This window comes from Limnobacter olei, assembly GCF_029087225.1.
GTDB lineage: Bacteria > Pseudomonadota > Gammaproteobacteria > Burkholderiales > Burkholderiaceae_B > Limnobacter > Limnobacter olei.
On record NZ_JARFJD010000006.1, the window covers coordinates 1 to 14,818 of the forward strand.

Below are 14,818 nucleotides of genomic sequence, written 5' to 3' on the forward strand. Positions count from 1 at the left end.
ACCGAAATGCCAAGTTTTCGGGCAGCGGCGACCCTTCAAGTTCAGCCCCGCTCAAGCTTCGCCAAACTCAGCATCAGCCACTTCATGCCTTGGCGGCCAAAGTTGATTTGAATTCTTTGGTCATCACCCTCGCCCTCATAAGCCACCACTACACCGCTACCAAACTTGGCATGATTCACACCCGTGCCGATATCGTAGGGTCGCTTGGCGGCTTTGTTGCTATAACCCACGTTGAGCGTTTTATTTTGCCCCCACACTTTGGAATCGAGTGCATCCCAACCTTGGCTGGCAATGTGCGCGCGTTTCGGCGTTAACCATTTCAACACCTCCTCTGGCAATTCGTCCAGAAAACGTGAGCGCAGGTGATATCGAATTTGCCCGTGCAACATGCGCTGCTGCGCGTGGCTTAAAAACAGCTGTTCTCGTGCGCGGGTAATGGCCACATACATCAAGCGACGCTCTTCTTCCACAGCCTCTACGCTGGTGCCATCGCCACCCTCCACGGAATTGCCGATACTGTTTTCGTGCGGGAATAGCCCTTCTTCAAGCCCGGTTACGAACACACACTTGAATTCAAGCCCTTTGGCCGAATGCGCTGTCATCAATTGAATGGCCTCTTGACCCGCTGCCGCAGCATTGTCACCGGCCTCGAGCGAAGCATGGGAAAGAAAATCAGCCAGCGGCGTAATCAACTTCTCCTCATCCACCATGGTGGCTGCAGCATCTTGGTAATACCCTTCTGCAATCGCAAACGAAGCAGCCGCGTTCACCAATTCTTTCAAGTTTTCTACGCGGTCTTCACCATCCTTGTCCGCTTGAAAATGTGCCACCAAACCCGATTCATTGATCACCTTGTCGACCAAATCGGCAAGGCTCAAACCTCGGGTCTCGAACCGCATGCGTTCGATCAAATCTGCAAATTTTTTCAAACCTGCTTGCGCCCTGCCTTCCATGCGATGAATAGCGCGGTAAAGCGAAGTACCCTGTGCTGTGGAAATGTCCTGAAGTTGCTCTACGCTGCGCGCACCAATTCCCCGTGCAGGAAAGTTCACCACACGTGAAAAAGAATTGTCGTCGTCGGCGTTGTCCATCAAACGCAAATACGCCAGCGCATGCTTGATTTCTGCACGTTCAAAAAACCGCAAACCGCCATACACACGGTAAGGCATACCCGCATTGAACAAGGCTTGTTCTACAACGCGGGACTGGGCATTGGAGCGGTACAGAATTGCAATGTCCGACCGACCGTAGCCTTCTTCAAGCACCAGCTTTTTAATGCGGTCAATGATGAAAGCTGCTTCATCCTGGTCACTGGTGGCCTCATACACCCGAATTGCCTCACCTTCGCCAGCTTCGGTCCACAACTCTTTGCCCAAGCGAGCCTTGTTGTGCGCAATCAGCACGTTGGCGGCTTTCAGCACATTGCCCACCGAACGGTAGTTTTGCTCTAGTTTGATGCGATTTTGTACATTGAAATCATTTTCAAACTGCACCATATTGGCCACGCGCGCGCCGCGAAAAGCGTAAATGGACTGGTCATCGTCACCCACTGCGAAGATGCAACCTTGCGATCCAGCCAGGCGTTTCAACCAGTTGTATTGCAGGCTGTTGGTGTCTTGAAACTCATCCACCAAAATGTATTTAAAGCGAGCCTGATAGTGTTCCCGCAGCGCAGGGTTGGCACCCAACAACTCGAACGAACGCAACAGCAGTTCAGCAAAATCAACTACACCCTCACGCTGGCACTGGGCCTCATAGGCCTCGTACAAGCGAACCATCATGCGGTGGTATTCATCGTATGCCTCTACGTCTTTGGGGCGCAGGCCTTGGTCTTTGGCCGAGCCAATGAAATAGCTCAGTTGCTTGGGCGGGAATTTTTCTGCGTCGATACCCAACACCTTGTACATGCGCTTGATTGCCGACAACTGGTCTTGCATGTCCAGAATTTGAAAAGCCTGGGGCAAACCGGCTTCCTTCCAGTGTGCGCGCAACATTCGGTTGCACAAGCCGTGAAAAGTACCCACCCACATGCTGCGGGTGTTAATCGGCAGCATGGTTGAAATGCGGTGAAGCATTTCCTTGGCCGCCTTGTTGGTGAAGGTAACCGCCAACACCCCATTGGGGCCCACCTGCCCGGTTTGAATCAACCAGGCAATGCGCGCTGTCAGCACCTTGGTTTTGCCGCTGCCTGCCCCCGCCAGAATCAGTGCCGATTCACGGGGCAAGGTGACGGCTGCCAGTTGTTCAGGGTTCAGACTATCGAGTAAAGACACGGCTTCTCACATCAAAAATGGGTTTTGCTGTTGATTTTAACAGTGATTGCCCCACCTGCCTTGCCCGTAAAAAACGAAAAAGCCCGATATAATGACCGATTGGCCTGCCCCATCCAGCAAGGCCCCGCCCGCATTCAAAACTCACACCCAAGTTTCAACGCACCATGTTCGACAAATACGCCGCCCAAGACATTGAAAATGCCGTTCAAGGCCAATGGAAAGAATCGGACGCCTACAGAGCCGAGGCTTTCGCAAAAGATGCAAGCGGCAAACTAAAGCCCAAGTACTACTGCGTTTCCATGCTGCCCTACCCAAGCGGCAAGCTGCACATGGGCCATGTGCGCAACTACACCATCAACGATGTGATGATTCGCCAAAAGCGCATGAAGGGCTACAACACCTTGATGCCCATGGGGTGGGATGCGTTCGGCATGCCAGCTGAAAACGCAGCGATGGCCAACGGCAAGCCGCCAGCAGCCTGGACCTACAGCAACATCGACTACATGAAAAAACAGATGGAATCGATGGGTTTGGCCATTGACTGGTCCAAGGAAGTGGCCACCTGCAAACCCGATTACTACAAGTGGAACCAGTGGTTGTTCTTGAAGATGCTTGAGAAAGGCATTGTGTACAAAAAAACAGGTACCGTGAACTGGGACCCGATTGACCAAACCGTGCTGGCCAATGAACAGGTGATCGACGGCAAAGGCTGGCGCTCGGGTGCTGTGGTCGAGAAGCGCGACATTCCCATGTACTACATGGCAATTACCAATTACGCCGATGTGTTGCTTGAGGATTTGAATGGCCTGCAGTGGCCCGACCGCGTCAAGGTGATGCAGGAAAACTGGATTGGCAAATCCACCGGCGTACGTTTTGCTTTCCCGCATGAAATCAAAAACGCTGCGGGTGAATTGGTTCAAGACGGAAAACTGTATGTGTTCACCACACGGGCCGACACCATCATGGGCGTCACCTTCTGCGCCGTGGCGGCTGAACACCCGCTGGCCACAGTGGCTGCTGAAAGCAACCCTGAACTGCAAGCCTTCATCGCTGAATGCAAGGCTGGTGGCGTGGCCGAGGCCGACATGGCCACCATGGAAAAGAAGGGCATGCCCACTGGCCTGAGCGTAACGCACCCACTGACCGGCGAAAGCGTGCCAGTTTGGGTGGGCAACTATGTGCTGATGAGCTACGGCGACGGCGCTGTGATGGGCGTGCCTGCGCACGATGAGCGCGACTTTGCGTTTGCCTTGAAATACGGCATAACGATCAAGCAAGTCATCGACGTGAAAGGCGAAATATTCAACAACGCCGAATGGGCTGAATGGTACGGCGACAAAGAACGCGGTGTTTGCGTGGCCAGCGGCCCGCTCGATGGTTTGAATTACACCGCAGCTGTCGACAAAGTTGCCGAGCTTCTGGCCGCCAAAGGCATTGGCGAAAAACGCATCCAGTTCCGCCTGCGCGACTGGGGCATTTCACGTCAGCGCTACTGGGGCACCCCCATTCCCATGATTTATTGCGACACCTGTGGCGATGTTCCCGTACCTGAAGCAGACCTGCCCGTGGTGCTGCCCGAAGACCTGGTGCCCGATGGCAGCGGAAACCCACTGGCCAAAAGCGCTGCATTCTATGAATGCAAATGCCCCAAGTGCGGTAAACCCGCGCGCCGCGAGACAGACACCATGGACACCTTCGTCGATTCCAGCTGGTATTTCACGCGTTATGTTTGTAACGACGCAAACACGATGACTGACGAACGCAGCGATTACTGGATGCCCATGGACCAGTACATCGGCGGCATTGAACACGCCATTTTGCACCTGCTTTACAGTCGCTTCTGGACCAAGGTCATGAACGACCTGGGCTTGGTGAAATTCCGTGAGCCCGCCACCGCCCTGCTCACCCAAGGCATGGTGCTGAACGACACCTATTACACCGAAGAAGCCAATGGCAAAAAAATCTGGATCAACCCGGCCGATGTATCGGTTGAATTCGATGACAAGGGACGTCCGGTTTCAGCCAAGCTGACCGCGGATGGCACGGCGGTACACATTGGTGGCGTGGAAAAAATGTCAAAGTCGAAAAACAACGGCATCGACCCACAAGCCCTGATCGATCAGTACGGTGCCGACACAGCACGCCTGTTCACCATGTTTGCTGCACCGCCCGAACAAAGCCTGGAGTGGAGCGATTCTGGCGTAGAAGGCGCACACCGTTTCCTGAAACGCCTGTATCAACTGGCACTGAATCAGCAAGTGGCCATTAAGGCCCAACTGGCTTTGAACACTGCAGAATTGAGCAAAGCGGCTCAGAACACTCGCCGCGATGTACATGAAATTTTGAAACAGGCCAACTTTGACTACGACCGACACCAATACAACACCGTGGTGTCCGCGGGCATGAAAATGCTGAACACGCTGGATGCATTTGCAAGTGAAACAAATACGCCAGCAGACCATGCCGTACTGGCAGAAGGCTTGAGCATTTTATTGCGTGTGCTGTACCCGATTGTGCCGCACATCACCTGCCACTTGTGGAGCAGCCTGAGTTACAGCGCAGCTCACGGTGAGCTTCTGGATGCACCATGGCCCGAAGTCGATGAAAAAGCCTTGGTGCGCTCCGAACTGACCTTGATGGTGCAAGTGAACGGCAAACTGCGAGGCAGCATTGAAGTAGCCGCAGACGCTGACAAAGCCAGCATCGAGAGTACTGCACTGGCCAGCGAGGCAGCGCAAAAATTCATGGAAGGAAAACCGGCTAAAAAAGTGATTGTGGTACCTGGCAAACTGGTCAATATCGTTGTTTAAGATCGACCTCAACAACAAGCGAGTCTTTATGAAACGTTTATTTCAAACCATTGCCCTGCTGGCAACAACGTTGGCACTGACAGCCTGCGGCTTTCAGTTGCGTGGCCAGTACAACTTCGACTTTGAAAAAATCGAGTTGCGCGGCATGGAGAATTCCGAAATGAACCGCAACATGGACTTGCAACTTCAAATTCTGAACCTGCAGGTAAACCCGCCTGAAGGTGCGCCCTTGAAATTAAATTTGATCAGCGAAACGCGCGACCGCAGTATTGTGACCTTCAGTGCCACAGGCCGTGCGCGCGAGGTTCGAATTACCTATGAACTGCTCTACAGCGTGGTGGACAAAAACGGCGACTTCCTGATCGCCACCAGCCAACTGAGCCAACGCCGGGAACTCACCTACACCGACGATCAAATTTTGGGCAAGGAAGCCGAAGAAAACCAGCTTTACACCGAAATGCAGCGCGACATCGCGCGCCAAATTACCGGGCGGCTAAGCGCCTTGCAATTGGGACCAAAAGGGCAAACAGCAAAGTGAAACAGATTGCGCTTGACACTTGGCTGAACGATGGCGCAAACACCGCTTTGCCACAACTGCTGTGCGTATTCACCGATGAACCGCTTTTTGCAACCCAAGCCGCCGACCTGTACCGCCAGCGACTGAAAAAACAAACCGATTACCAGCGCCAAATTGTGGAAGTAGATCGGCAATTTGACCCGCAAGAATTTTTGTCGCTGTTTGCTGAAGCATCATTGTTTGGCGACGTGTCACTGGTTGATTTGCGGATTAATCAACCCAAACTCAGCAAGGAAGCCGCGGAGGCCTTGGCCAAAGCAGCCCAGTGGATCGCTGCAGGTGATACCGGGCATTACCTGCTGGTCAACGCTCCGAAGCTAAACAAAACCCAGGAAAAAAGTGCTGGTTTTGCAGAATTGCTGGCCAAAGGCACCGAGATTGCGTGCCGCCCAGTGGGCGCCGACACCCTACCCGGCTGGATAGCACAAGCCGCCAAACGCAAAGGCGTACAATTAAACCGTGAAACTTGTAGTTGGCTGGCCGAGAAAACCGAGGGTAACCTGCTGGTGGCGCATCAAACCATTGAAAAGCTGGCACTTGAACACCAAGGGGCCGTGGACATTGAACAGGTGCAAGGCATGGTTGCCAATTCGGCGCGTTTCAATGTGTTCGATTTGGGCGGCAGCCTGCTGGCCGGGGACGCCAAACGAATTACCCGAATGATGGGAGGCTTGGAAGCCGAAGGGGAGGCCCCCACTTTGGTACTTTGGGCCTTGCAAGAGGAAATTCGTGCCATTCGCGACACACAGCAGGCCATGCGGCGTGGAATGTCTTTGTCGGATGCCTGCCGACAAAATAGAATTTGGGGACAAAGGCAAAACCACATTGCGGCCGCCCTGAAACGCCACAATCCTGGCAGCCTTCAAAAACTGACCGCTTGGTGTTATGCCGCTGAAAAAACCATCAAAGGCATGAAACAGGGCAACCCCTGGACCCTCTTTGAGATTATCGGCCTGGGTGTGGCGGGCATAGAACCGCCCGAATTGTGGACCAGTTGAATCAATCGTACCGAACGATAGTACAGAGTAAGCAATATGAGCATTGAAGAACAAATTCTGGCCATTGGCAAAAAGGCCCGCGCAGCCGCTGTTTACATGGCCAAAGCCAACACGCACGCCAAGAATGCAGCGCTGCTTGAAACAGCCAGGCTGATTCGCGCCAACAAGGCTGCGCTAACCCAAGCCAATCAAGCCGACATGGCACAAGCCCAGGCAAATGGCTTGGACGCAGCATTGCTTGATCGCCTTGCATTAAGCGACAAGGCCATTGAAACCATGGCAGAAGGCTTGGAGCAAATTGCCCAGTTGCCTGACCCCATCGGTGAAATGACTGACTTTAAAAACCGCCCATCAGGCATTCAGGTGGGTAAAATGCGCGTGCCCTTGGGCGTCATCGGTATTATTTATGAAAGCCGCCCGAATGTTACGGTAGACGCCGCTGGCCTTTGCATAAAATCGGGCAATGCCACCATTTTGCGTGGCGGCTCCGAGGCGTTCCGTTGCAACCAGGCCTTGGCTGCAATCGTTGCACAAGGTTTGGAGGCAGCAGGCTTGCCCGCTGATGCCGTTCAAGTGATCGACACCACGGACCGCGCAGCAGTGGGCACATTGATTACCATGACTGAATATGTTGATGTGATTGTGCCTCGAGGTGGCAAAGGCTTGATTGAGCGGATTTCCCGCGATGCGAAGGTGCCTGTGATCAAGCACCTGGATGGCATTTGCCATGTTTTCATTGATGAGTCTGCAAACCTTAGCCATGCGGCCAACATTGCCGAGAATGCGAAAACCCACCGGTATGGCACCTGCAACACCATGGAAACTTTGCTGGTTCACGCCCATGTGGCCAAGCCCGCCTTGGCGGAACTTGCGCAGCGTTACGCAGCCAAAGGCGTCGAACTTCGCGGCTGCAAACGAACCATGGCGCTGTTACCCAGTGTAAAAGCGGCCACCGAGGAAGACTGGAGCACTGAATACCTCGCACCAATTTTGTCAATCAAAGTGGTCGACAGTCTTGACGAGGCCATCGCCCACATCAACCAATACGGCTCGCACCACACCGACTGCATCGTGACGGAAAACCACAGTCACGCCATGCGCTTTATTCGGGAAGTGGATTCCGCCTCTGTGATGGTCAATGCATCAACCCGTTTTGCTGACGGATTTGAATATGGCTTGGGTGCCGAAATCGGCATTTCCACCGATAAAATTCATGCGCGTGGCCCGGTCGGCCTTGAGGGCCTGACCAGCCAAAAGTACGTGGTGTTTGGCCACGGCGAAACAAGAAACTGATTGATTCAAAACCAACTGGAGCAGTACATGGACGGTTACCTGTGGGTGAAAGCCTTTCACATTTTGTTTGTCGCTTCCTGGTTTGCGGGTTTGTTTTACCTGCCCAGAATTTTTGTAAACCTGGCCATGGAAACGGAGCCAGCCGCCACAGCGCGCTTGCTGCAAATGGCGAAAAAACTTTACAAATTCATGACCCTTCTGGCCATTCCTGCCTTGTTGCTGGGTTTTGCGCTGGTGGGGGTATATCAAATTGGTGTGGGTGGGCAAAGTGGCTGGCTACATGCAAAAATTTTCGTTGTTTTCGCCATTGCCGGTTACCACTACAGCTGCGGTCGCATTCTGCGCAAATTTGAAGCAGGCCAAAACACACGCAGTCACACTTACTTCCGGTGGTTCAATGAGGTGCCCGTGGTACTCATGACCATCGCCATCATCTTGGTGGTAGTCAAACCTTTCTAATTTTTTAAAAGTAATTCATGCCCTATTCAAGCCCCAATCATTCCAAGCCGAATAACGCCGGCAAACCCGCCGGTCAGCAACACAACTCGACCAAGCAGAGTGTGTTCAACTGTTTTGCAAGCTGCCCGCGTGGCCTGGAAGAAATTCTGGTGGCTGAACTGGAAACCATGGGTGCTCAAAAAACCCGTGCAGTAACCGGTGGCTGTACATTCGAAGCCAGCTGGCGCCAAGCCACCCGCATGACCTACTGGACCCGTTTTGCAGGCCGCATTGGGCTTGAATTAGCGAGGGGAGAATGCAGCAATGAAGAACAGTTCTACAATATCGCCAAGTCGGTTGACTGGTACAACTGGTTCAAGCTGTCTAACACTTTCCGGGTTGACCTGAATAATCTGGGAGCCGACATTCAAAGCGTTCGCTTCACACAGCTTCGCCTGAAAGACGCCGTATGCGATTCATTCCTTGAGCGTTTCGACGAACGCCCGAACGTCAGTGTTGAAGCACCGGATGTACGAATTTTCGCAGCCATCAGTCCTACTGAAGCCATGGTGTACATTGACTTGGCTGGTGAAAACCTGTTCAAGCGGGGTTGGCGCGAAGAAGCGGGTGTGGCGCCACTGAAAGAGAACCTGGCTGCTGGCCTGTGGCACATTGCACGCCACAGCGAAGCAGGCAAAAATGCCGATGTGTTTCTCGACCCATTTTGCGGCAGCGGTACGCTGGTCATCGAATCACTTTCGCAGCTGTGCGATCGTGCCCCTGGCCTGGAGCGCCCATTCGCTTTTGAGAACCTGAAACCCTTCACCCCCGAGTGGGGCAAAGAACTTCAAGAAGATGCCAACCGGCGCTTCAATGCTGGTCTGGACAAGGCGCTTACCTCACCCTACTTCCACTGGTATGCCAGCGACATCACTGAACTTCTGGTCGACATTGCTCAAGAAAATTTGGTGCGTGCCGGCTTCGAAGAACTTCTTGATGCTGGTATTGTGCAGTTTGCGCAGCGCGATGCACTCACTGTTGAGCCACCTTCACCCACTGGCATTGTGTTCAGCAACCCACCTTATGGCGAGCGCGTGCGCGCCAAGGGTGCAGATGTACCTGAAGACGAAGCCTACGAACGATTGTTCAAAGCCTACGGTGACCATCTGAAAATGAATTTTTCAGGCTGGACGGCCTTTTTGTTTTCAGGCGACCTGGAAATCAAGAAAACCTTGGGATTAAGCCCCAAACGCAAACGCCCACTGTTCAATGGCCCCATTGAATGCCGGCTGTTTGAAATTCCGTTGACCCGCGGTGTATATCGACCAAGGGCCAACGGTGAACTCTCTGCTGATCCAATTACGGAAAAATCCGAAGGCGGTAACGGCACAGAAGACTGAATAAGGCTGAAATTACTCTGCCAACAACTTGGCAATATCAGCTTTTAAATCTGCTGGCTTGGTGGTGGGGGCGTAGCGGTCATACACCTCACCATTTTTGCGAACCAAAAACTTGGTGAAATTCCACTTGATGGCCTCGGTGCCTAAAATGCCCTTGGCTTGCGAAGTCAGGTATTTGAACAATGGGTGGGCATCGCTGCCTTTTACATCCACCTTCTCTGCCATCAAAAAATCAACGCCGTAATTCTTCTGGCAAAAGCTGGCAATTACCTCTTCAGTACCCGGTTCCTGGCCCCCAAACTGATTGCAGGGAAAACCGATAATCACCAAGCCCTTCTGGCCCAATTCTTTGTGCAGTTCCTGCAAACCTTCGTACTGCGGCGTGAAACCACACTTGCTGGCCGTGTTCACAATCAACAGAACCTTGCCTTGAAAATCCGCGAGGCTCAGCGGCTTACCGTCGAGGGTTTTGCTTGAAAACTCGTACACATTGCTTGCCATGGGAATTGCCTCTCAAGGGTTTGTTGAAAAGCAAGTTTACCTGCAAACCCAAATCGCTCAAGCCTGGTTCGAGCCCGAAATTACACTCATCGCCACTTCTCGAGTAATCCTTCCAGTCATCAAAAGCCGTTGCACCGCCTGCTCCATGGTCTGCATGCCATGCTGCGAACCCGTTTGAATCGACGACAGCATTTGCGCCACCTTGCCTTCACGAATCAAATTTCGAATCGGCGGCGTGGCCATCATGATTTCATGCGCAGCAACTCGCCCGCCCCCCTGCTTTTTCAGCAGGGTTTGACAAATTACGGCACGCAGCGATTCCGACAACATGGCGCGCACCATGCTTTTGTCAGCCGATGGAAATGCATCAATAATACGGTCGATGGTTTTGGGTGCGGAGGAAGTGTGCAAGGTGGCAAACACCAGGTGCCCGGTCTCAGCTGCGGTCAAGGCCAGTTGAATCGTTTCCAGGTCGCGCATTTCGCCAACCAGAATTACATCCGGGTCCTCTCGCAAGGCAGAGCGCAAAGCTGCACCAAATGAATGGGTGTGCTCACCCAACTCGCGTTGGTTAATCACACAGTTCATCGGTGTGTGCGTAAATTCAATCGGGTCCTCAATGGTCAGAATATGCGCCTTCTGGTTGCGGTTTACATCATCCACCATCGCTGCCAAGGTGGTACTTTTGCCCGAGCCGGTGGGACCGGTAACCAGTACCAGACCATTGGGCTCACGCGCAATTTGACGAAACACGGCAGGTGCCTCCAGTTCCTCTAGCGTTTTTACTCGGCTAGGTACAACCCGAAATGCCGCCGATGCCCCCCTGCTTTGCATGAATGCATTCACACGAAAACGCGACAAACCATCCACCGAAAAACTGTAATCACATTCATGCGACTGTTCCCAGCCTTGCCATTGCGCTTCTGTCATCGACCCTTGAATCAATCGATAAATTTCGCGGTGCCCCAACACCGACTCACTCAGTTTGCGCATTTCACCGTTTACGCGGATCATCGGGGGCATGTCTGCCGACAAATGCAAATCCGATGCATGTTCCTCCACGGCCCAAGTCAACAATTCGGTCAGTGTCATGTGGCTATAATCTCCTTTTAAGCATTGAATTGATGCACCATGAACCGAGCCAAACAACTGGCTGACATTCAAAGCCGAATTGAAAACGCATGCAGCAAAGCAGGTCGACCCAGGTCGACAGTTAAATTGCTGGCGGTCAGTAAAACTTTTCCCTTGAGCGACATACTTGAGTTTTACAGCTGTGGGCAAATAGCCTTTGGTGAAAATTACCTGCAGGAAGCGCTGGATAAAATCACCCAGCTGGCTGATCACCCCAATGCGCAAACAACCAGCGCCAACATTGAATGGCATTTCATCGGGCCCATACAAAGCAACAAAACAAAAGCAATCGCAGAAAACTTCTCCTGGGTGCACAGCGTTGACCGCTTGAAAATTGCGCAACGTTTGTCAGATCAGCGCCCAGAAAACCTTGCACCCTTGAATGTACTGGTACAAATCAATACCTCGGGTGAAGACAGCAAATCCGGCGTCAGTCCTGAACAGGCCATTGACTTGTGCCATCAAATTCATGGCATGAAAAACATAGCGCTGCGCGGCCTCATGACCATTCCCAGCAATACAGACAACACCGATCAATTGAAATCTGAATTTTTAAAGTGCAAGTCGGTTTTCGATTCGCTCAATTCAAACGGCCTGAGCATGGACACACTTTCCATGGGCATGTCCGCAGACCTTGAATTGGCGATTGAATGCGGCTCAAGCTGCGTGCGCGTGGGTTCAGCCCTGTTTGGTGCACGCGACTATTCAAAATAAACACACGGAATCACGATGCAGAACACTCTATTTATTGGCGGCGGCAACATGGCATTTGCCATTCTTGGCGGATTGATTGGCAGTGGCATACCTGCCAGCACATTTCATGTGATTGACCCCAGCCCGGACGCAGCTGCAAAAATGTCCACTTTGAACATTCAGTGCACCACAGATTGGCCAAGCAACTTCACTCCGGAAATCGTGGTACTCGCTGTAAAACCTCAACTGATGCAAAGCGTACTGAACAGCCAGGCTGCCCATTTGGAAAAGGTGTTATTGGTCAGCATTGCCGCGGGTGTCAGCGTGGCTCAAATACAGGACTGGAGCCAGCAGAACAATGCACGTGTGGTGCGCTGCATGCCCAACACCCCCGCCTTGGTCTCGCAGGGTATCTCAGGCCTGTTTTTCACCGCGAATTGTTCTGCGGAAGATCGTGGTATTGCCCAGCAAATTTTCAGTAGCTGTGGTGAAGTTCTGGTGCTGAACCAAGAAGATGAAATCAACGCGGTAACGGCCATTTCAGGCAGTGGTCCTGGCTATGTTTTTTTCATGATGGAAGCCTTAGCCATGGCCGCGAAAAACCTGGGATTCACTGAGGCGCAGGCCAACTTGTTGGTCAGTCAAACTTTTTTGGGCGCCGCCACACTGGCCAGGCAGTCCAATGATTCGTTTGCTACCCTGCGGGAGAAAGTCACGAGCAAAGGAGGCACCACCTTTGCCGGTCTTGAACAGTTGCGCGCGCGTGGCGTGCAGGAAGCCATCGTTAGCGCAGCCAAATCCGCATGTGAACGTGCCGTCGAACTACAAAAGGGTGTCAGCTAAGTCAACACCAAACCACGCGCTGGCCGCGCTTAAAGAAACTCCAGTACCAAACCTGCAAACAATGCTGCGCCCAACCAGTTGTTGTGTAGAAATGCCTTGAAGCACAGCGCACGGTCGCGATTGCGGATCAGCATGAAGTGGTACACAGCAATACCCACAGCGCACACCCAACCCAACCAAAAAGCTGGGCCAAAGCCCAGTGAACTGGCCACCCACGCCCAAATCAAAAGGCTGGCTGCATAACACACCACAATGCCCGCTACATCATATCGGCCCAGGGTAATTGCAGCGGTTTTAATATTGAGTTTCAAATCATCGGGCTTGTCGACCAAGGCGTATTCTGTGTCGTAAGCCACCGTCCAAAATACATTGGCTACAAAGACAAGCCAAGCGTGCAGGGGCACACTGCCCTGCACCGCGACAAATGCCATTGGAATCGAAAAACCAAAGGCAATGCCAAGGTAGGCTTGAGGCATGGGAAAAAAGCGTTTGGTGAACGGGTAGCTGCCCGCCAAAAAAGCGGCGGGAATGCTCATCAAAATGACAGACCAACCGAGAGGTAAAGTAATCAGCAAAGCCAAAACAGCCAAGCCAGCGGCCAGCGAGAGGGCCTCTTTTTCACCAATCCGGCCACTGGTCAAAGGCCTGTTACGGGTTCGCTCCACATGCAAATCAATATCACGATCGGCATAATCGTTAATCGCGCAACCCGCCGACCGCATTAACACCACGCCAGCGATAAATATCAGCAGCACATGCCAAGACGGCATGCCCTCAGCTGCCATCCACAAGCCCCACAACGTGGGCCACATCAACAGCAAAATCCCGATGGGCTTATCCAAACGCAGAAGCAAGTAATAGTCTCGCAGGCGCGCCTTACTCAGAACAACCATCGATTAACGCACCATTTGAGGTGCATCCAGAAACTCAACACCATTCAGGTCGCATTCCATGATTGCATCGCGCAAAGCCTCCAAGGCCTCACGCCGCCCAAAACTTTTTCGCCACACCAGCGCAACCGTGCGGCGCGTGTCGTCGTCGGCCAGCGGAATATAAGTCAACAAACTTTCCTTGGGAACGGGGTTAGGTACAGAACTTGAGGGCAACACGGTAATCCCCACACCCGAGGCAACCATGTGGCGAATCGTTTCTAGTGAACTTCCCTCGAAAGTACGTTGAATGCCTTCTGACGATTGCGAGAATCGGGACAGTTCCGGGCACACACCCAACACCTGGTCCCTGAAACAGTGCCCAGTGCCGAGCAACAGCATGTTCTCGGTGCGAAGGTCATCGGACTTGATCGCTTTTTCGTTGGCCCAACGGTGAGACTTCGGCAAAGCCACCATGAAGGGCTCGTCATACAAAGGCTGAATCACAAAACCCGATTCATTGATCGGCAAGGCCAACACTGCCACATCAATTTCGCCCTGTTTCAACAACTCAAGCAGGCGCACCGTGAAATTTTCTTGCAACACCAGCGGCATGGAAGGCACTCGCTGAATCATGCTGGAAACCAGGCCTGGCAACAAATAGGGGCCAATCGTGTAAATGACACCGACCCGAAGCGGGCCTGCCAACGGGTCCATCCCCTGCTGTGCAATGCTCTTGATGGCAGAAGCCTCTTCAAGCACACGCTGCGCCTGAACCACAATGCGCTCACCCACCGGCGTTAGGGACACCTCGTTGGAACCCCTTTCAAACAGGGACACACTCAGTTCTTCTTCCAGTTTTTTGATGGCCACAGACAAGGTGGGCTGGCTGACAAAACAAGCGTCCGCGGCGCGGCCGAAATGCTTTTCGCGGGCCAAAGCGACTATGTACTTGAGTTCAGTGAGAGTCATTTAATTTTGCTATCAAAACT

General features: G+C 52.8%; 13 protein-coding genes. 8 read left to right on the forward strand and 5 right to left on the reverse strand.

All coding sequences use genetic code 11. The features are described from left to right. Window positions 1-41: 41 nt before the first annotated feature. Window positions 42-2,273, reverse strand: coding sequence for a UvrD-helicase domain-containing protein (locus PY990_RS04800; protein WP_275270644.1), 2,232 nt, complete (start codon window positions 2,271-2,273; stop codon window positions 42-44). Window positions 2,274-2,437: 164 nt separating this feature from the next. Between PY990_RS04800 and leuS the strand changes: the two genes are divergently transcribed. Genes leuS through PY990_RS04830 form a run of 6 tightly spaced genes read left to right on the forward strand, consistent with a single transcriptional unit; the run spans window position 2,438 to window position 9,789 of the window. Next, window positions 2,438-5,083: a leucine--tRNA ligase gene (gene leuS, locus PY990_RS04805; RefSeq protein ID WP_275270645.1), complete on the forward strand. Its 2,646-nt coding sequence runs from the start codon at window positions 2,438-2,440 to the stop codon at window positions 5,081-5,083. A gap of 28 nt (window positions 5,084-5,111) precedes the next feature. Continuing rightward, a complete protein-coding gene (locus PY990_RS04810) occupies window positions 5,112-5,621 on the forward strand; it encodes an LPS-assembly lipoprotein LptE (RefSeq protein WP_275270646.1) in 510 nt (169 codons plus the stop codon). Then, window positions 5,618-6,658 (forward strand): DNA polymerase III subunit delta, encoded by a 1,041-nt coding sequence (gene holA, locus PY990_RS04815; protein WP_275270647.1) that lies wholly within the window; start codon window positions 5,618-5,620, stop codon window positions 6,656-6,658. Before PY990_RS04810 ends, holA begins: the two co-directional genes overlap by 4 nt. 36 nt (window positions 6,659-6,694) lie before the next feature. Next, the gene (locus PY990_RS04820; RefSeq protein ID WP_275270648.1) at window positions 6,695-7,951 is read left to right on the forward strand and encodes a glutamate-5-semialdehyde dehydrogenase; all 1,257 of its coding nucleotides are present in this window, start codon (window positions 6,695-6,697) and stop codon (window positions 7,949-7,951) included. 27 nt (window positions 7,952-7,978) lie between these two features. After that, window positions 7,979-8,410 (forward strand): CopD family protein, encoded by a 432-nt coding sequence (locus PY990_RS04825; RefSeq protein WP_171101494.1) that lies wholly within the window; start codon window positions 7,979-7,981, stop codon window positions 8,408-8,410. A 17-nt stretch (window positions 8,411-8,427) separates the two neighbouring features. Next, window positions 8,428-9,789: a THUMP domain-containing class I SAM-dependent RNA methyltransferase gene (locus PY990_RS04830; RefSeq protein ID WP_275270649.1), complete on the forward strand. Its 1,362-nt coding sequence runs from the start codon at window positions 8,428-8,430 to the stop codon at window positions 9,787-9,789. A gap of 12 nt (window positions 9,790-9,801) precedes the next feature. Here the strand turns inward: PY990_RS04830 and PY990_RS04835 are convergent, their stop codons facing one another. After that, window positions 9,802-10,290 carry a glutathione peroxidase gene (locus PY990_RS04835; protein WP_105029632.1) on the reverse strand — a complete coding sequence of 163 codons (489 nt, stop codon included), beginning with the start codon at window positions 10,288-10,290 and terminating at the stop codon, window positions 9,802-9,804. Window positions 10,291-10,347: 57 nt separating this feature from the next. Next, window positions 10,348-11,382, reverse strand: a complete 1,035-nt coding sequence (locus PY990_RS04840; protein WP_275270650.1) for a type IV pilus twitching motility protein PilT — start codon at window positions 11,380-11,382, stop codon at window positions 10,348-10,350. A gap of 39 nt (window positions 11,383-11,421) precedes the next feature. On the opposite strand from PY990_RS04840, the gene PY990_RS04845 reads away from it, so the two are divergent. Together PY990_RS04845 and proC are read left to right on the forward strand one after the other, a co-directional pair. After that, window positions 11,422-12,135 (forward strand): YggS family pyridoxal phosphate-dependent enzyme, encoded by a 714-nt coding sequence (locus PY990_RS04845; protein ID WP_275270651.1) that lies wholly within the window; start codon window positions 11,422-11,424, stop codon window positions 12,133-12,135. Window positions 12,136-12,150: 15 nt separating this feature from the next. Then, window positions 12,151-12,957 carry a pyrroline-5-carboxylate reductase gene (gene proC / locus PY990_RS04850; protein ID WP_275270652.1) on the forward strand — a complete coding sequence of 269 codons (807 nt, stop codon included), beginning with the start codon at window positions 12,151-12,153 and terminating at the stop codon, window positions 12,955-12,957. 29 nt (window positions 12,958-12,986) lie between these two features. Here proC and ubiA read toward each other — a convergent pair whose 3' ends face one another. Both ubiA and PY990_RS04860 read right to left on the reverse strand, forming a co-directional pair. Continuing rightward, window positions 12,987-13,850 carry a 4-hydroxybenzoate octaprenyltransferase gene (gene ubiA, locus PY990_RS04855; RefSeq protein ID WP_275270653.1) on the reverse strand — a complete coding sequence of 288 codons (864 nt, stop codon included), beginning with the start codon at window positions 13,848-13,850 and terminating at the stop codon, window positions 12,987-12,989. A gap of 3 nt (window positions 13,851-13,853) precedes the next feature. Beyond that, window positions 13,854-14,798 carry a LysR substrate-binding domain-containing protein gene (locus tag PY990_RS04860; protein WP_171100085.1) on the reverse strand — a complete coding sequence of 315 codons (945 nt, stop codon included), beginning with the start codon at window positions 14,796-14,798 and terminating at the stop codon, window positions 13,854-13,856. Window positions 14,799-14,818: the final 20 nt, after the last annotated feature.